The following is a 16,073-nucleotide window of genomic DNA, read 5'->3' on the forward strand; positions in this document are numbered from 1 at the left end:
AGCTGCATCGTCTAGGTATGTGATTCATTTTGCTTCAATGTAGTACGAATGAGCTTCACCAACAATCGAACTGCCGAAGATTGGTACGACGATTCTCGTAGCTGAAGCAAGCCGATGGATAGATTCTGCTGCTTCAGAGCAAATGGCATCACAACCATATCATCTGGCAGTGCAGTCGAGGACAGAATTGCACCAATTCCACCAGTTGCCGCTGTTAGTGCAGGCACTGCCGATAGCTGACTAACCGTATGGCTAAACGGTTGTATGTGCTTATAAGACCATTCCCGCTCCAATTGCAAATGGTACAGACACTGTCGCCCGCCCGCAATCAATGGATACTGCCGAAAATGCGCATCATTCAATTGCTGCTGCGTCGCCAGTGGATGATCGCGATGCACGATAAACTGGATTTGCTCGTCATATAAATGTTCAAAATGCAAAGAGGTCATATCATTCGGCTCTCCGCATACTGCCAGATCGACTGTTCGTTCCTGTACTGCCTGCCGTAGCCTATCTGTATTCGCGATCGTAATCTCACAGGCAATACCGGGCTTTTGCCGAGTAAAATCGCGCATGACTCTTTGCAATAGCTGCGGCGAACGATTCTCAATCATGCCAAGCCGCAGCGTGCCCACTTCCTCCTGTGCAATCTGCTGCGCCTGATCTTTTACATGTTGCCAGTGAGCGATAAGTGAATCAATCTCGCGTGCATACAATTTGCCCGCTTCCGTTAATTCGGCATCCCAGCCACGTTGAAACAATTGCATGCCTAGTTCTTTTTCCAGTCGCTGAATCTGATAGGTGACAGTGGATTGCGCATAATGTAGCTTCTCAGCTGCGCGTGAGAATGTCCCTTCTTGAATAATCGTGCGAAACGTCGTTAATTCCTTGAGATCCATATTGTCATCTCCATTCATAAAATTGAATATATATATGATTATTTTCAATTATATAGATGAAAACAGGTCATGTACACTGAAATGGAACCGTCATACCTGTTGGATATGCGGAAATCAGGATCATCAAGGAGTGAAGGCTATGCCGTTTGTTGAGATTGGATATCGTAGTGGAGTCTACGAAACGGAGCAATTATCGCGAATCAGTCGCAGTGTGCAGGAATCACTACAGCAGCATTTTCATGTACCAGAACAGGATTACTTTCAATTGCTACATCACTATGAATCAGAACAATTCATCTATGATCCACACTATTTGAATATGCAGCGTAGTCCACAATTGCTCTATATTCGCATTACGTTAGGCGCAGGTCGCAGTAAGGAACAGAAGCAGCGACTGTATCAAGATACTGCCGAGCGACTGGAGCAGCAAGTCGGGGTCCGTGGAGATGACGTATTTATCATACTGATTGAGACAGAATTGGACAATTGGAGTTTTGGTAAAGGAGAAGCACAGATGCTACACGGTGCTAATCATATTACCTCACAGGGTGAAGCGTTACCGCCTTCTGATCAAGCGCAACGAGACACTATAGAACATCATCATCGTCCGTGGCATCCACCAGTCGAAACGAGTGTGAGGGACATCTACGGTCAGATTGCGCCCCAATTTGTTCGTTATAGTGAAGAGGTGTTGTTCGGTCATATGTGGCGACAGCCGGAGCTTGGATTGCGCGAACGCAGCTTGATTACGATAGCTGCCCTGATCACTGCTGGTCATACTGCGCAACTGCCGTATCATTTCAAGCTTGCTGATCAACATGGCATCTCGCATGAGGAACTGGTTGCTGTCATTACGCAACTTGCCTTCTACAGCGGTTGGCCCGCCGCTGCTGCTGCATTACAAGTATTAAATGAAATTAGTATGAAATGAGATGCAGTATATAAGAGCGCAATATACTACTGGTTCTAGCACTCCATCCCAAACGATACATTGTGTATGCCTGCACTCATAACATTATGTCATCCGAAGTGGGTTATCTAATCAAAATACCCGTTGGACGTGTTCCGACGGGTATTTTGGTATGGAGATTGGCATGAAGAGATCAAGACTATATGACTGGCTCACAACCAAGCCAATCTGTCTCAACATATAAATGATCATGTATCGTGATCGTTTATGATTGGTTTTCTACATTTGAATAGGACAATAAAGATGCAAAACGATAAAAACGGACAGATTCGGAATATAATTTGTATACATTATAATTATCACGAAAAAGGATGAGCATCTCTGATGATAAAAAGTTGAAACGATTCGCACCATGACAACATTCAGCAGATAATGAGAACCATACGAAAAGTAAAATGTACACGAAAAAAATATTTCGATTTTCGTCTAAAAACTGTAAATAAAAGGCGGATTAGGGACGATGTATAATACATTAGTGACTAAATTACTCCTTGATTCAAAAAATAAAAATAAAGTGATTGACAGGTAATGAAAGCGTTATTATAATCATAATCAATCAAGGATAATCACAAACGATCACAAAACGTCATCAAGAGATTAAGCAGTCATCATTTCGATCATCAAGTCGTCATTTATGGCTTTTACCAGACCAGTGATCCTGTTGCTTATCGGGATATACCTGCATCACAGGTTGGAAGATATACAGTAGAAGACAGGACGGGTGGTGATGTACCGATGCTTTTCGAACAGGAACGCAAGCATAAGCTGGTCGAATACTTGCAGCACAATCATCGTGCATCGGTTCAGGAACTGGGGGAAATGTTTCAGGTTTCGGATTCAACAGTCAGGCGTGATCTCAAAGAGTTGGAAGACGCACGATTGCTGAAACGGACACATGGCGGAGCGGTTTCATTACAAAGTGTCAATTTTGAACCGAATATGGTGGACAAGGAAGATTCCTACCGCGAGGAAAAGGAACGCATTGCCCGCCGCGCCGCAGAGATGGTGAATCAGGGCGATACGATTTTGCTGGATTCTGGAACGACGACACTTCCGTTAGCACGAGAGCTGAGGAATCGATCAGGTATCCGGGTAATCACCAATTCAGTAATCGTACTAGGAGAATTAAAGGATTGCCGTAATATCGAATTGTCGATTATCGGCGGACTGCTCAGGCCGGATACACAAGCATTTGTCGGACCGATGGCAGAGCGCTTACTCGATATGGTTCGAGTCGATAAGGCATTCATGGCAACAAACGGATTGGATATGAGGGAAGGTATTACAACTCCCAATCTGACGGAAGCCGCAATCAAACGTAAAATGATCGATATTGCCAAGCAGGTTTTGCTGCTGGCGGATCACAGCAAGATTGGTGGAATCGCTTACGCGAAGTTCGCTGATCTGAATGATATCGATTACTGTATCACCGATGGGGGAGTACCAGTTTCGACGATTCAACAGTTCCGCAAGCTGGGGCTGGACATGATTATTGCCTGAATGATTCCAATAACAACCTTTCACCAAGTTTGTAAGCGTTTTAAGATGGTGAGTTGGCACTCACATGGACACAACAATTCAGAGCATTTTCGTACAGGGCTGATTTTGAAATTCAGATGAATGTGAAGGGGATATTACCATGAAAAAATTATTGGCTGTTACCGCTTGTCCGACCGGCATCGCGCACACGTACATGGCAGCAGAATCGCTGTCCAAAGCAGCAAGAGAAAAAGGAATTGAGATCAAAGTCGAAACACGCGGCGCAGTCGGCGTAGAGAACGGCTTGACTCCACAAGAAATCGCAGAAGCACACGCTATTATCGTGGCAGCCGATACGGATGTAGATGAAGCACGCTTTGCTGGTAAACCGGTTGTACGTGTCGCTGTTGCACAGGGCATCAAAGCGCCGGGTGATCTGATCGATCGTGCGCTGAATATGCAAGCATCCAGCTCAAACGTAACTGCTATTCCAACAGCATCCGAGAGCACTGGCAAACAGCCAAACATGTTCTACAAACATCTGATGAATGGTGTATCCAACATGCTGCCACTCGTTATCGCTGGTGGTTTGATTATCGCCTTCTCCTTCTTGTTTGCGTTTACAAAAGGTGGAGTTGATCAGGTAGAAGGTTCACTTGGTGCAGCACTGTCTACAATTGGCGGCGCTTCCATGGGACTGATGGTTGTCATTCTGTCCGGCTTTATCTCCTTCTCTATCGCTGGTAAACCCGGTTTGGCACCTGGTCTCGTCGGCGGCGTACTGGCAAAAGACATGGGCGCAGGCTTTATCGGTGGTATCATTGCCGGTTTCATCGCTGGTTATGTTGCACACTGGCTGATCAAACACATCAAAATGCCACGTAACTTTGAAGGTCTGAAACCGATCCTGATTGTTCCTGTATTATCCGTACTGATTATCGGTCTGTTGATGGTATATGTTATCGGTGAGCCAATTCAATGGCTGCTTGCACAATTGACTACTTGGTTGACTCATATGGGCGCAGGAAATGCCGTACTGCTTGGTGCGATTCTCGGAGCTATGATGGCACTCGATATGGGTGGCCCTTTCAACAAAACAGCGTATACGTTTGCTGTCGGTTTGCTCGCTTCTTCCATCTTCACACCAATGGCAGCAGTCATGGCAGCTGGTATGACACCTCCACTGGGTATCTGGCTGGCTACACTGATCGCCAAAAAGCGCTTCACCAAAGAAGAACGCGAAGCTGGTAAAGTTGCTTCCATACTCGGCTTGTCGTTTATTACCGAAGGCGCGATTCCATTCGGCGCTGCTGATCCAATCCGTATCATTCCTTCCTTTATGGTAGGTTCCGCAGTAGCGGGCGGTCTGTCCATGCTGTTCGGTTGTGGATTGCATGCTCCACACGGTGGCGTGTTCGTTCTGTTCATCCCGAATGCTATTGATCACCTGGGCTATTATGTTCTGTCTATCGTAGCAGGTACTGTTGTAACTGCACTGATGGTGCTGCTGCTGAAACGCAACAAAACCGTTGAAGTTCCTGATCAAAATAAAACAGCTGCCTGATCTGCAAACAGGCAAGCGTGAGAATGAAGAATACACCGCATCCCCGCGGCAATCTCAATAGCAATACACTTGTAAACAAAACCTACTGAGCGACACATGGCGACCGGATACCCCTCCGGTCGCTGTGCATTTCACGCAAACAAAGGAGATCCTATCCATGAATATTCGCGAATTGCTGCAATCACAAAGTATTTTTCTGCCATCAACATCTGCTACACGCGAAGAAGCGATTCAGCAAATGGCGGCTGGTATGCATGAAGCAGGCGCTGTGTCCGATACATCTGCATATGTAGCTGCTGTAACTGCACGTGAACAGCAAAGCTCTACCGGTATTGGCTTTGGCGTTGCTATTCCGCATGGCAAATCCGCAGGTGTGACTCGCGCAGCACTGGCATTTGCCCGTTTCCAAACGCCGCTTGATTGGGATTCGCTTGACGGCGAGCCAGCTCAGATGGCATTCATGATCGGCGTACCTGAAGCCAATACTGGCAACGAGCATCTGCAAATTCTCGTCGCTCTGTCTCGCAAACTGATTCACGAGGAATTTCGCAATGAACTGCTGCAAGCAAGCAGTAAAGAAGAAGTGATCGATATTCTGAGTCGCAATATTGGCTAAGTACACTCCATGTTCACTTCATTATACGGTTTGATATATAGGGCATCGCGTAGTTTATAAATAGAAAATTACAGAGAGAAAGCGTATCGTATCCAGCCTGGATGCGGTACGCTTTTTCTTCAGTTCGATGTAATGATATACAGCTAGGCATAAGGATAAGCAAGTCATTCTATCCAACCTGCTCCATTCAAGTGTAACGTCGTACATACGTGAGCACAAAGCAATATCTATCAGTGGGTATATGCTTTTTGCTTGGCATTGTTGAAGCGATTGCGCCAATTTGTGTTGCTTTTTGGCATACAGCCATATATTTAAATGGACATTCCGCACAAAGTTTTTTAAAATGTATGTACAACTTAAATATTTATATACTTATTTTGCTCAATGCTACATACAAGTTGTTTTTATTTTTGAGTGAAATTGTAAGCGTTCTATTTAGGTAAGGGTGTCTAGTTTAGCACAATCTGAACGTTAGACCAGCGCAAGAAGCAGACAAGTTACCGTATTACAGCAACGATGTCTGTGGTAAAATAAAAGCTATTGTATTCAAATTCATTTGACCGGGAGGAACTATGGCCGCTAAATACAGACAAGTACGGGATGAGATACTTTCATGGATTCATTCCTCCCGTTTGCTGCCAGGTAGTCGCTTGCCGTCGGAGCATGAAATTGCTGACCAATTTGAGGTGAGCCGCCAGACGGTGCGTCAGGCACTGGGCGAACTGGTACGTGAAGGATGGTTAAACCGGATGCAGGGCAAAGGTACATTTGTTGCTGATCCCGGTGCCAAATCCAAAGACGATAACAAAACGGTCGGTGTGATCACGACGTACATTTCCGACTATATTTTCCCGCAAATTGTACAGGGCATCGAAACGAGATTGCGATCGGAAGGGTATCGACTGCTGTTGGCAAGTACGGAGAATGATCCAGCCAAGGAACGAGAGTGTCTGGAAATGATGCTGAGTCAGTCGCCATCGGCGCTGATCGTGGAGCCTACGCGTAGCGGGGAACGAAGCGCCAATCTGAATTATTTTCTAACGATGGAGAATCGTCGGATTCCTTATCTTATGATCAATGCGAGCTATGAAGAGATGGACTCGCCTTGTCTGCGTATGGACGATGAACTGGGCGGATTTCTGGCGGCAGAGCATCTGATCGGATTGGGACATCGCCGGATTGCCGGATTTTTCAAAACAGACGATATGCAGGGAGTTCGCCGGATGAGAGGATTTGTTGCCGCACATCGCAAGCATAATATTCCGCTGCAACCGGCATTGATCTTCACCTATACGACAGATGACAAATCAACAGCACCACTTCGACAGGCGCGTCTACTAGTGAATCAGCCACAGGAACAGCGGGCAACTGGCTGGGTGCTGTACAATGATGAACTGGCAGTTATGCTACTTCAAGTCGTACGGGAGGTTGGCTGGAGTGTGCCGGATGATCTGTCACTCGTCGGATTTGATGATTCGTTTCTGGCGACAGCGACAGAGGTGAAGCTGACTACACTCAGTCATCCCAAACATGCACTCGGTACAGCAGCGGTAGAGATGATTTTGCCAATGTTGGATGGACGAAGCAACTGGGAAGAGAAGACATATCCACCAGAGCTGATTGTTCGTCATTCCACCGCGGCACCTGCTGTACTGTCAGAAAGCTAACATTTATTGGTTAGCAATTAAATTGTTAACCCACCTATTAAGTGTTGAGACAACAAAAAGCTCCACGTTACACCTCATGGTGAACACGTTGGAGCTTTTTGTTGTCTATCATATACACAAACCGGTTCCAATTTCAGTTGATTTAAACGTGAAATTTTTCAGCACAGTTTGTTTTGTTTTTACTTCTTTGTTTCGGCGTACTCATGTGTAGTGACTTCTTGCTCGCCTAACACACAATCGGCAAACAATACCGATTTAGGAATGCGGAAAAATTGTTCGGTTTTCTCTTGGAACGCAGGTGAAGGCAATGTTGCTTGATGCAGCCATTTGCGGAATGTACCTGGATGAACACCAATCCAGTGACTGACATCGGTTACAGAAAGATCGTGAACCATGCATAAACCTGTGAGAATGTGGTTACGCACCGGGGAACGTGTAATGGTCCGTTTCATGAAGCGGGATGGAGCTTGTTGGCAGATGACAGGACTATTATTAATAACCTGCTGGTTGAATAAGATATGGTGCGGGTATCCGAGCTCCCGACAAACCTTTTCCATATTCGCTTTACCTGGCAATCTACCTTCGTAAACCCAGGCGCTTACGCTGCGTGAGGAAACTGATAACCGTTCCGCGAGCTCGGAAAGTTTGATATCCTTGACCATCAGCACAGCCAGCAAAACGCGGTTGCGAATTTGACAGCGTGTCGGTCTACGGAATCTTTTGACGCGGACACCTTTACCAAGGTATTTACGGTTAATCAGAGACCACGCCTCTATAAAGTGTCGTTCTGGTTGATTAGGCATATTTCCTCCGATATGATTTATTCATTTTATAGCAGTTGGTTTAATGACCCTTTCAACATCCTACAACACAAAGACCCGCGTTTCAAGCGAACTTTTGCCAAAATAACCCCTAAAAATACTGGAATTTTTTAAATATTTGAATATCCTATACAAAATGACATAAACATAAGCAAAAATGTATTGTATGACAAACGTGTTACCACAAAAAGAAAATAATGTAATGTTAGATTTTTGTTGATTTCATTGCAATAAATTATTATTGAAATTAGTAAAAATTTGTATTTCTAAGCAAATAAACTATTGTTATATTGTTTTTTCGCCATTTTTCGCGCTGTTCATCGCATCGCTATCTCCAATATTTGTACAAAAACCTCACATTTTATTTACACTATACTGTTTTAAAAATCATATAATCTAACGTATTCATGTAGTTTTAAACGTCTGTTTGAACATATAGGACGGGAAAATACGAAATTCGTAATCATTTTGTAAACATTCATAACGCTGGAAATTGCTTGCCTCTAAATTTACCCTTTTCAAGCTTGTAAATGGAAAGGATTCCGTGGTAAAGATCGCTTCGAATAGACTTGATATCTATGTTATGCATATAATGAAGTCCAAAAAAAAGAAGTTCGATCTGTTGCATTTGCTCGCTAAACGGGTAATGAACGACATGACCAGTAGACATTACTGCTGGAAGGATTGCGAAGGAGAACATTTGGTAGTAGCGAATGTGATTCGGTAAAATGAATATTCGTCATATACCACGCAGTCTTTATTTCTATCTTATTGAACCCCGTGTTTGCAACGACAGACGCAGGGAATTGTTCATAACTCTAGGAGGGTAATATTATGACTACGAATACAAAGATTAAAGCTGAGAAACGCGAATCGACTAAACATTCCGCCAACCGTGAGCTGCGTAGCAGCGGACGTACACCTGGCGTCGTATATGGACCTGATCTGGGTAGCATCGCGGTGCATGTGGACAGCAAAGAATTGCAAGCACAAGCACGTCGCGGTGGGGCAGACATTTTCTCCCTGAACGTAGACGGTAAAGATGTACAAGTACTGTTGAAAGACATTCATCGCCGCGAAGGACGCATTACACACGTCGACTTCCTGCAAGTGTCTTCCAAAAAACCAATCACTGTTAGCGTACCCCTCGACTTCCACGGCGAAGCAAAAGGCACCAAAGAAGGCGGCGTCTTCCAGCATCAAACAACCGAGTTGGAAGTTACAGGTCTGGCAAAAGACCTGCCAAGCATCTTGACTGTGGATATTGCAGAACTGGAAATCGGCGACACCGTAACTGCGGCTGATGTAAAATTGCCAGATGGCGTAACGCTGAACTCCAACGAAGAAGATATCATCGCTTCCGTAGCGGTACCGCGTGTAGCTGATGAAGATCTGGAAACTCCAGCTGCATCTGACGAAGAAGAAACCGCAGCAGGTGAAGAAGAAGCAACAGAAGAAGAAGCTTCTGACGAAGAAAAATCCGAGTAATACTGTAAATAGTGGCAGATTACAATACGATGATGTTGTAGCGTGATCTAACCATATTGTTCATACAATAACAAAGGCTGTTTGTGAAGCTGGCGAGCAATCGTTATCTGATCTAGCAGTGTATCTAGCCGGAACTGTATATGCAGTTCCGGCTTTGTTATGTTCAGGTTGATCCGACTATTCCTTATCTGATCATGTCCATACCAGCAAGAGGGCAAAACGCTGAAGAATATGATACGATACTGTTATGACATGCCACGTTCTATAGCCGTGGTATACACCATCCATTACATAGGCAAAGGAGACGTTTCCGTTATGATCAAGCATATTGTACTGTTCAAATTTAAAGACCCGTCTGAGGAGATCATTAACAAAGTCATTACCGGTTTGCGTGAATTGGAAGGTAAAGTAGACGTGATTCGTTCTATTGAAGTCGGTGTGGACGTGATCCGCAGCGAACGCTCGTATGATGTAGCGCTAGTCAGTGATTTTGACTCATTGGATGATCTGCAAACGTATCAAGTGCATCCAGATCATGTGAAGATCGCTGATTATATTGGCACAGTGAAAGAATCGACCATCGCGGTAGATTACGAATATTAAGAAGTCGTATCGTTGATATTCAGCAAATGCTGTACATTGCTGTGTAACATAATAGGTAGGGGGTTGAACATCATGGGCATGACTGGCAAATATCTGGCTGTAGATTCATCAGAACTGGAGAAGCTGGTGCAAGGTCAATGGAAAGTCGACCAGCTTGATGTGGATCATTATCCAGAACTGGACATTGATAAATCGTGGCAGGGGATTCATTTGTGGTTATGCCGTGATTATTTTGACGGACAACCTCCTCAAGGTTATGTCGTTCCGATGCTCAAAGATCAAGCGCTGGAACTGGAGCCGTATGGAGCCTATTATTTGTATCCGCAACAGGTACAGCAGGCGGCTGAATGGTTAGCGGCAAGTACAGATGAACAGCTCGCTTCATCGTATGATTTTGCCAGTATGATGGAGCAGGCTGTGTATCCTACGATAGAAGGAGAAGATGAGCAGGAATTTTATGATTATTTGCACGCTCATTTACGCGATATTCAAACCTTTTATCAAATAGCGGTAACGACAGGTCATGGTATTGTATTTTATGTGTTCTAATAGAATAGATTCTCAAACAACAGAGTAAGGTGCTGAAACTATATGTATTATGTAAATCGGGAACAGATTGAACGCCGAATCGCGGCGTTGGATGATGTGTGTGCGGCATTGGAGCAAACAGCTTCATCGTGGGATGCGAGCCTGACCAGTGGGATGGTGCAGGAGCGTGCGCTGCATCTTGCTATTGAATGTGTGACTGATATCGGCAGCTATCTGATCGACGGCTTCATTATGCGCGATGCGAGCAGCTATGACGATATTATCGAGATTGTCGGTGGCGAACAAGTGATGGATGAACAGACAACAGCACGCTTGTTAGAACTGGTTAAGCTGCGTCGCCCGCTCGTACAGGACTATTACGATTGGCAGCGCCATGAACTGCATCCGCTTACAACGGTGTTGCCGGAAACGCTTCGCAGCTTTGCGACGCAAGTGCATGATTATTTGGATCGTGAGCTAGGTACAGGTGTATCGGGAGATCAAGCGCAATCGAATTGAATCACATTCCCTGTATCAATGAACCGTTTTGAATTTACATCCCATGCCGGATAAGCTACAATAACGGTATTATGAAAGGGATACTGTGACCCTTTTCGCTGACAACTGGCGGATGGGGTCGTTTTATTTTCGCGCAAAAGGGGGTCCCGGGATGAAGCCCAACCAAGAACCATCAACACGACGCAGCATCATGATGATCCTAAAAACAAGCGGCCCGGCAAGTGTCTCCGATCTCGCCCGGCAATTGAATATTACTGAAATGGCGGTGCGCCGTCATATTCAGACACTGGAGCAGGAAGGATTGCTACTGGCGGAAACGATCAAAATTCCGACCGGACGTCCATATTTACGCTTTCGATTGAGCGAGCAGGCGGCGGAACATTTTCCACATAATTATCATCAGCTGACATTAGACTTGCTGGATGAGCTGGACGAGGCGTCCATTCAGCGGATCTTTGAAGGGCGTAAGCAAAAGCTGTTAGATCGGTATACGCCATTGATGGAACAACAAAGTCTACGTGAACGGGTAGCCGCGCTTGCGGAGATTCAGCACAGCGGCGGATATATGGCAAGCTATGAGGAACAAGGTCAGGATGAGTACACGATTTACGAATACAATTGTCCGATCAATCGAGTCGCTGATCAGCATCAGATTGCGTGTCAATGCGAGCAGGAGTTGTTTGAACAGCTGCTTGATGCCCAAGTGACACGTACCGAATGTATTGCCAAAGGTGGGCGATGTTGTATTTATCAGGTGAAATCCAAATAGACGCTAGAGACAGGATTGGCTTTGTATCAAGCACAATCCTTTTTTGTTATCAGATGATTCATATGTCTGCTATGCATACTTATACCTGCTAGGTGCTGAATGAGACAGCTTGAGCTTTTTATACATAGAAGATCGGCAATTGCAGCGTATGGTGGGCAAAACGTTGCTGGCTGGGTAATAGTAAACAAATACATGTAACTAGAGAATGGAGAGATTGTGATGGATCAACAGAAAACGCAATTTATATACGGACTGCTCACAGGCGCATTGATTGGTGCAGGTGCAGCCATCCTGTATACACCGAAAAGTGGACGCGATATTCGTGCCGATCTGCTATACGGTGCGGAGATCATCAAAGAAAAAGGCCCAGAGTGGAATCAAAAAGGTCATGAAGTGACCGAAAAAGGTCTGGAAGTGGTTGCAGTGGTCAAAGAATCGCTTGGCGTAGCACGCGAATGGAAAGAACAAGTGGAAGCCGCTACTGAGGACGTTAAACATGAACTAGCTGAATTCAAAGAGCAACAGGAAGCAGAGAAGGCGGAAGATACCGATAGCAATGCATCCACTTCTACCCCAGCTTCAACCGACAAACCGACTACACCACCGGCTGGCACTGATAAAACGAGCAATTATAGCGTATAATGTGATGCTCATTTGATTTGTACCTTCTATGAAGGAAGTAAATAAGCAAAATGATAATGAAGAGCACTCATCGGTATGACAATACGCAGATGAGTGTTTTTTTTGTGACGTAAAATAGTAGTGATGGAAGGGTGTATTTTATGATTGTGGAAGTCCGTTATTTCCAGTCGTTATACATGTAAAAGTATGAATATAGCAGTATGTATACGTATTCAAACTGTATTTGGATTACCAAAAAGTCCAGTTTTTAATCTATATAACGATAATTCGCTTTTTTTGTAAACGTGCACAAAAATAATGAAATACTGTACATAATAACTTGAATACGTTTAATATCCTTACAACACATTAAGAAATGCAAACAACGAAGTACAGTAGAAGAACATAGCAACATTGATTGCATTCTATTATGAAGGGAGGTGAGACTCCTGAAGCATTTCTACCGGTTATGTGCAATGGTAGTGACCATGCTGATTGTAGCACTGGTTCACCAACAGTCTGTGCAAGCCGGAGGATTGGGTGACATTGTGGACAACACGACGAAGTCGCTAGGAAAAACGGTCACTGAGACTGTAGAGACTACGACTGATGCAACCTCGGATGTAGTGAAAGACGTATCGGATCCTGTTAGCTCTACCGTTGAGACAACGGCAGGTACAGTAACTGACACCTCTAGCAATGCAGCCGAGTCTGAATCCAATGTTACGAATACGGTTAACGGAATCGTCGATCAAACAACGGATGTTGTTGCAAACACAGTGGAAGATGCAACTGGTGCTGTCGAGCAGACGACCGAAACGGTGGGAGAGACAGTGGGTACAACAACTGATCTTTTGAACAACACGACTGAAACTACCGCCCATACGGTACGTGCTGCTACAACAACGGTAACCGATGTGACTGACACTGCGCTTGAGACAACAGTCGATGTTGTAGATACTACATTGAATACGACGACTGAGGTGACCAATACGGTATTGGATACAACAACCAACGTTGTGGACACAGCAACGGATGCAGTTGACTCCACCGTAGACATTGTAGAAGATACGGCAGAACAACTGCCAGATGATGCAGACGTACCGCCGGTTAATGAGCAGCCAACCGTTCCGCCTGTTGTTTCCGCTCCTGAAAAGGATAACGGTAAGGACAAAGAGCGCGAACGTCAGCCAGCTCAACCGGCTCCGACGCCAGCAGCTACATCTTCTACAGTCCCAGTTGATCATCATTCCGATCCCGTCCCGGCTCCTGCTGCGCAGCAACCCGTTCAACAGCCATCTGCACAGCCCGCTGTGACAGAAACGTCTGAACCGCAAGCTACACAGCCGAAGTCGGAACCATCTGAACCATTGTCAGTGCGCCTTCATGATCCTGAGCCTGCTACATCATCGGTTGTAGTGCCGACACAGATAAGCAGCCAAGAAACATTGAAGACAGTGACAGCGGATCAAGAGATAGACGACAATTCTCCAGCTAGCAGCGGATATCCAGTAGCGGCGAATCCACTTGCGGATATTTGGCTGAATGGCAGAGGCAACCTGACTATTGCACCAGGTAATGCCACAGGCGGCGACCTGAACCCAACCTTCGGTTCTAATGGATCGCAGATTCCGGGTATTGGCGCCGGACGCAACGGCTTGTCACGATACAATGAGCTAGTGCTTATCTATCGTGCCCAGTCAGACAAAGGTAGCAACCAGTGGATCAATCCACCACCAGGGCAACCACCACAAATCGCTCCTGATTTTAATACGTCGTTTGTCGGATGACAACCAACAATTAAAATTAAGGGAGCGAATATACAATGAAAAACACAGTGAAAGCTATGGTAGCAGCAGGATGTCTGGCAGCAGTAATGGGTTGGTCTACAGGTACAGTATCAGCAAACGGATTACTCGACAATCTCGGTAGCAGCCACTCTGGCAGTAATAATCACAGCAGTCAAAGTAGCAATAGCAACCGGGAATCCAGCTCACTGCTCAATCTGGGCGGTGATGATACCATTCTGGGCGATGATCTGAAAATCAATGTACTGAATAGCCATGATGACGAATCCACAGACGGAGAGCGCGAGTCAAGTTCACTGTTGGAGATTTCTGGCGATGATACCATCCTCGGCGACGATCTGAAACTGGATGTACTGAAAAGCGATGATTCTCAATCAGAAGATAAAGACCAAAGTTCCAGCAGCGTACTCAATGCATCCGGAACAGATACCATTCTGGGTGATGATCTGAATGCTGATGTATTGAACAATGATGACTGGGAGTCAAAAGATGGCGAACAGAATCACAGTTCCGTACTGGAATCTTCTGGCACAGACACCATTTTTGGTGACGATGCAAGCTTGGATGTACTGAAAAGTGATGAGAAGGAAGACGGGGATCGCAGCTATGACACTAGTAGCGTTATCGATTCCGCTGCAACGGACAGCATTTTGGGTGACGATCTAAATCTGGATGTGTTGAATAATCAAGATTATGATTCTGAAGACATGGATGCTGAGCACAGTGCAGTATTGGAAACTTCCGGAACCGATACGATTCTGGGTGATGATGTAAATGCCGATGTACTGAAGAACAATGAAGTGCGTACGGATGATATGGAGAGCGAACAAAGCTCTGTATTGAATGCTTCCGCAACGGACAGCGTGGTTGGAGACGATGCAACTGTTGACGTACTGAACAGCAAAGAACAAAACTCGGATAGTATGGATCGTGAACACAGTTCGGTCATTGAATCTTCCGCTACAGATACAGTAGTGGGCGACGATGTGAATGTGGATGTGTTGAAAAGCGATGAAGTGACTTCCGATGATGTGAATGCTGAACAAAGCTCTGTCCTTGATTCTTCTGCTACAGATACAGTAGTAGGCGACGATGTAAATGTCGATGTTTTGAAAAATAGCGATGTGAACACCGACGATATGGATCGTGAACAAAGTGCAGTACTGGAATCTTCTGCTACTGATACAGCTCTTGGTGATGATAGCCATCTGAATGTTCTGCAAAGTGAAGAGAACAACACAGACAAAGCTGATCACGACAAAAGTGTGGCAGTAGATGCAGCGACAACAGATAGCGTACTGGGTGATGATCTGAACTTGGACGTTTTGACTAACGATGACTATGATGCTGATCGTGCGGATCGCGAACACAGTGCAGTTGTTGAATCTTCGGGTACAGACACAGCTATTGGCGATGATCTGAACTTGAATGTACTGAACAGCGATGAAGCAACAACAGACAACGTAGACACAGATAGCAATTCGGTAGTTGAGTCTTCCGGAACAGATACTATCCTTGGTGACGATCTGAATCTGAATGTGCTGGATAGCGAAGATACAGAAGTTACTTCCGACACGTACAACAAATAATCGACAGTACAGGCTTACTCATATCGGTTATACCGAGAGCATAGCTTAACGAAAATAAGTGAATAGCTGGAAGCAGAATAAGGCTGGTATCCTTTATTCTGTACAAAAGACCCTCTGAGACGTCGGAGGGTC

The 16,073-nt window shown here is 45.2% G+C and carries 15 protein-coding genes; 13 read left to right on the forward strand and 2 right to left on the reverse strand.

Annotated elements, in window-relative coordinates; genetic code table 11:
• Nucleotides 1–11 precede the first annotated feature (11 nt).
• Nucleotides 12–899 (reverse strand): LysR family transcriptional regulator, encoded by an 888-nt coding sequence (locus tag ACDE64_RS07660; protein WP_411349570.1) that lies wholly within the window; start codon nucleotides 897–899, stop codon nucleotides 12–14.
• A gap of 139 nt (nucleotides 900–1,038) precedes the next feature.
• Between ACDE64_RS07660 and ACDE64_RS07665 the strand changes: the two genes are divergently transcribed.
• From ACDE64_RS07665 to ACDE64_RS07685, 5 genes are all read left to right on the forward strand, one after another.
• Nucleotides 1,039–1,830 (forward strand): tautomerase family protein, encoded by a 792-nt coding sequence (locus ACDE64_RS07665; RefSeq protein ID WP_411349571.1) that lies wholly within the window; start codon nucleotides 1,039–1,041, stop codon nucleotides 1,828–1,830.
• A gap of 774 nt (nucleotides 1,831–2,604) precedes the next feature.
• Nucleotides 2,605–3,369 (forward strand): DeoR/GlpR family DNA-binding transcription regulator, encoded by a 765-nt coding sequence (locus tag ACDE64_RS07670; RefSeq protein WP_411349572.1) that lies wholly within the window; start codon nucleotides 2,605–2,607, stop codon nucleotides 3,367–3,369.
• Between the two features lie 139 nt (nucleotides 3,370–3,508).
• Nucleotides 3,509–4,912 carry a PTS fructose transporter subunit IIC gene (locus ACDE64_RS07675; protein ID WP_411345891.1) on the forward strand — a complete coding sequence of 468 codons (1,404 nt, stop codon included), beginning with the start codon at nucleotides 3,509–3,511 and terminating at the stop codon, nucleotides 4,910–4,912.
• Between the two features lie 157 nt (nucleotides 4,913–5,069).
• Nucleotides 5,070–5,528: a PTS sugar transporter subunit IIA gene (locus ACDE64_RS07680; RefSeq protein WP_411349573.1), complete on the forward strand. Its 459-nt coding sequence runs from the start codon at nucleotides 5,070–5,072 to the stop codon at nucleotides 5,526–5,528.
• 572 nt (nucleotides 5,529–6,100) lie between these two features.
• Nucleotides 6,101–7,195 (forward strand): GntR family transcriptional regulator, encoded by a 1,095-nt coding sequence (locus ACDE64_RS07685; RefSeq protein WP_411345893.1) that lies wholly within the window; start codon nucleotides 6,101–6,103, stop codon nucleotides 7,193–7,195.
• A 179-nt stretch (nucleotides 7,196–7,374) separates the two neighbouring features.
• Here ACDE64_RS07685 and ACDE64_RS07690 read toward each other — a convergent pair whose 3' ends face one another.
• Complete coding sequence (locus ACDE64_RS07690; protein WP_411345894.1) at nucleotides 7,375–7,998, reverse strand: XRE family transcriptional regulator; 624 nt, start codon at nucleotides 7,996–7,998, stop codon at nucleotides 7,375–7,377.
• Nucleotides 7,999–8,850: 852 nt separating this feature from the next.
• Here ACDE64_RS07690 and ACDE64_RS07695 point away from each other — a divergent pair.
• The 8 genes from ACDE64_RS07695 to ACDE64_RS07730 all read left to right on the forward strand — a co-directional run bounded on the left by ACDE64_RS07695 (nucleotide 8,851) and on the right by ACDE64_RS07730 (nucleotide 15,941).
• Nucleotides 8,851–9,504, forward strand: coding sequence for a 50S ribosomal protein L25 (locus tag ACDE64_RS07695; protein ID WP_411345895.1), 654 nt, complete (start codon nucleotides 8,851–8,853; stop codon nucleotides 9,502–9,504).
• 315 nt (nucleotides 9,505–9,819) lie between these two features.
• Complete coding sequence (locus ACDE64_RS07700) at nucleotides 9,820–10,107, forward strand: Dabb family protein (RefSeq protein ID WP_411349574.1); 288 nt, start codon at nucleotides 9,820–9,822, stop codon at nucleotides 10,105–10,107.
• Between the two features lie 72 nt (nucleotides 10,108–10,179).
• Entirely contained in the window at nucleotides 10,180–10,656 is a 477-nt protein-coding gene (locus ACDE64_RS07705) for a YfbM family protein (protein WP_411349575.1), read from the forward strand.
• 42 nt (nucleotides 10,657–10,698) lie between these two features.
• The gene (locus tag ACDE64_RS07710; RefSeq protein ID WP_411349576.1) at nucleotides 10,699–11,154 is read left to right on the forward strand and encodes a DUF86 domain-containing protein; all 456 of its coding nucleotides are present in this window, start codon (nucleotides 10,699–10,701) and stop codon (nucleotides 11,152–11,154) included.
• A gap of 151 nt (nucleotides 11,155–11,305) precedes the next feature.
• Nucleotides 11,306–11,923: a helix-turn-helix transcriptional regulator gene (locus ACDE64_RS07715; RefSeq protein WP_411345898.1), complete on the forward strand. Its 618-nt coding sequence runs from the start codon at nucleotides 11,306–11,308 to the stop codon at nucleotides 11,921–11,923.
• A 219-nt stretch (nucleotides 11,924–12,142) separates the two neighbouring features.
• The gene (locus ACDE64_RS07720; RefSeq protein ID WP_411345899.1) at nucleotides 12,143–12,565 is read left to right on the forward strand and encodes a YtxH domain-containing protein; all 423 of its coding nucleotides are present in this window, start codon (nucleotides 12,143–12,145) and stop codon (nucleotides 12,563–12,565) included.
• Nucleotides 12,566–13,026: 461 nt separating this feature from the next.
• On the forward strand, nucleotides 13,027–14,334 hold the full coding sequence (locus tag ACDE64_RS07725) for a hypothetical protein (RefSeq protein WP_411349577.1): 1,308 nt from the start codon (nucleotides 13,027–13,029) through the stop codon (nucleotides 14,332–14,334).
• 35 nt (nucleotides 14,335–14,369) lie between these two features.
• On the forward strand, nucleotides 14,370–15,941 hold the full coding sequence (locus ACDE64_RS07730) for a hypothetical protein (protein WP_411349578.1): 1,572 nt from the start codon (nucleotides 14,370–14,372) through the stop codon (nucleotides 15,939–15,941).
• The last annotated feature ends 132 nt before the right edge of the window (nucleotides 15,942–16,073 follow it).

This window comes from Paenibacillus sp. WLX2291 (genome assembly GCF_046603665.1).
Classification (GTDB): domain Bacteria; phylum Bacillota; class Bacilli; order Paenibacillales; family Paenibacillaceae; genus Saccharibacillus.

What these genes read in the sequence shown, in the direction of transcription:
- ACDE64_RS07660 (WP_411349570.1), bottom strand. Translation starts at nt 899, where the DNA reads ATGGATCTCAAGGAATTAACGACGTTTCGCACGATTATTCAAGAAGGG.
- ACDE64_RS07665 (WP_411349571.1), top strand. Translation starts at nt 1,039, where the DNA reads ATGCCGTTTGTTGAGATTGGATATCGTAGTGGAGTCTACGAAACGGAG.
- ACDE64_RS07670 (WP_411349572.1), top strand. Translation starts at nt 2,605, where the DNA reads ATGCTTTTCGAACAGGAACGCAAGCATAAGCTGGTCGAATACTTGCAG.
- ACDE64_RS07675 (WP_411345891.1), top strand. Translation starts at nt 3,509, where the DNA reads ATGAAAAAATTATTGGCTGTTACCGCTTGTCCGACCGGCATCGCGCAC.
- ACDE64_RS07680 (WP_411349573.1), top strand. Translation starts at nt 5,070, where the DNA reads ATGAATATTCGCGAATTGCTGCAATCACAAAGTATTTTTCTGCCATCA.
- ACDE64_RS07685 (WP_411345893.1), top strand. Translation starts at nt 6,101, where the DNA reads ATGGCCGCTAAATACAGACAAGTACGGGATGAGATACTTTCATGGATT.
- ACDE64_RS07690 (WP_411345894.1), bottom strand. Translation starts at nt 7,998, where the DNA reads ATGCCTAATCAACCAGAACGACACTTTATAGAGGCGTGGTCTCTGATT.
- ACDE64_RS07695 (WP_411345895.1), top strand. Translation starts at nt 8,851, where the DNA reads ATGACTACGAATACAAAGATTAAAGCTGAGAAACGCGAATCGACTAAA.
- ACDE64_RS07700 (WP_411349574.1), top strand. Translation starts at nt 9,820, where the DNA reads ATGATCAAGCATATTGTACTGTTCAAATTTAAAGACCCGTCTGAGGAG.
- ACDE64_RS07705 (WP_411349575.1), top strand. Translation starts at nt 10,180, where the DNA reads ATGGGCATGACTGGCAAATATCTGGCTGTAGATTCATCAGAACTGGAG.
- ACDE64_RS07710 (WP_411349576.1), top strand. Translation starts at nt 10,699, where the DNA reads ATGTATTATGTAAATCGGGAACAGATTGAACGCCGAATCGCGGCGTTG.
- ACDE64_RS07715 (WP_411345898.1), top strand. Translation starts at nt 11,306, where the DNA reads ATGAAGCCCAACCAAGAACCATCAACACGACGCAGCATCATGATGATC.
- ACDE64_RS07720 (WP_411345899.1), top strand. Translation starts at nt 12,143, where the DNA reads ATGGATCAACAGAAAACGCAATTTATATACGGACTGCTCACAGGCGCA.
- ACDE64_RS07730 (WP_411349578.1), top strand. Translation starts at nt 14,370, where the DNA reads ATGAAAAACACAGTGAAAGCTATGGTAGCAGCAGGATGTCTGGCAGCA.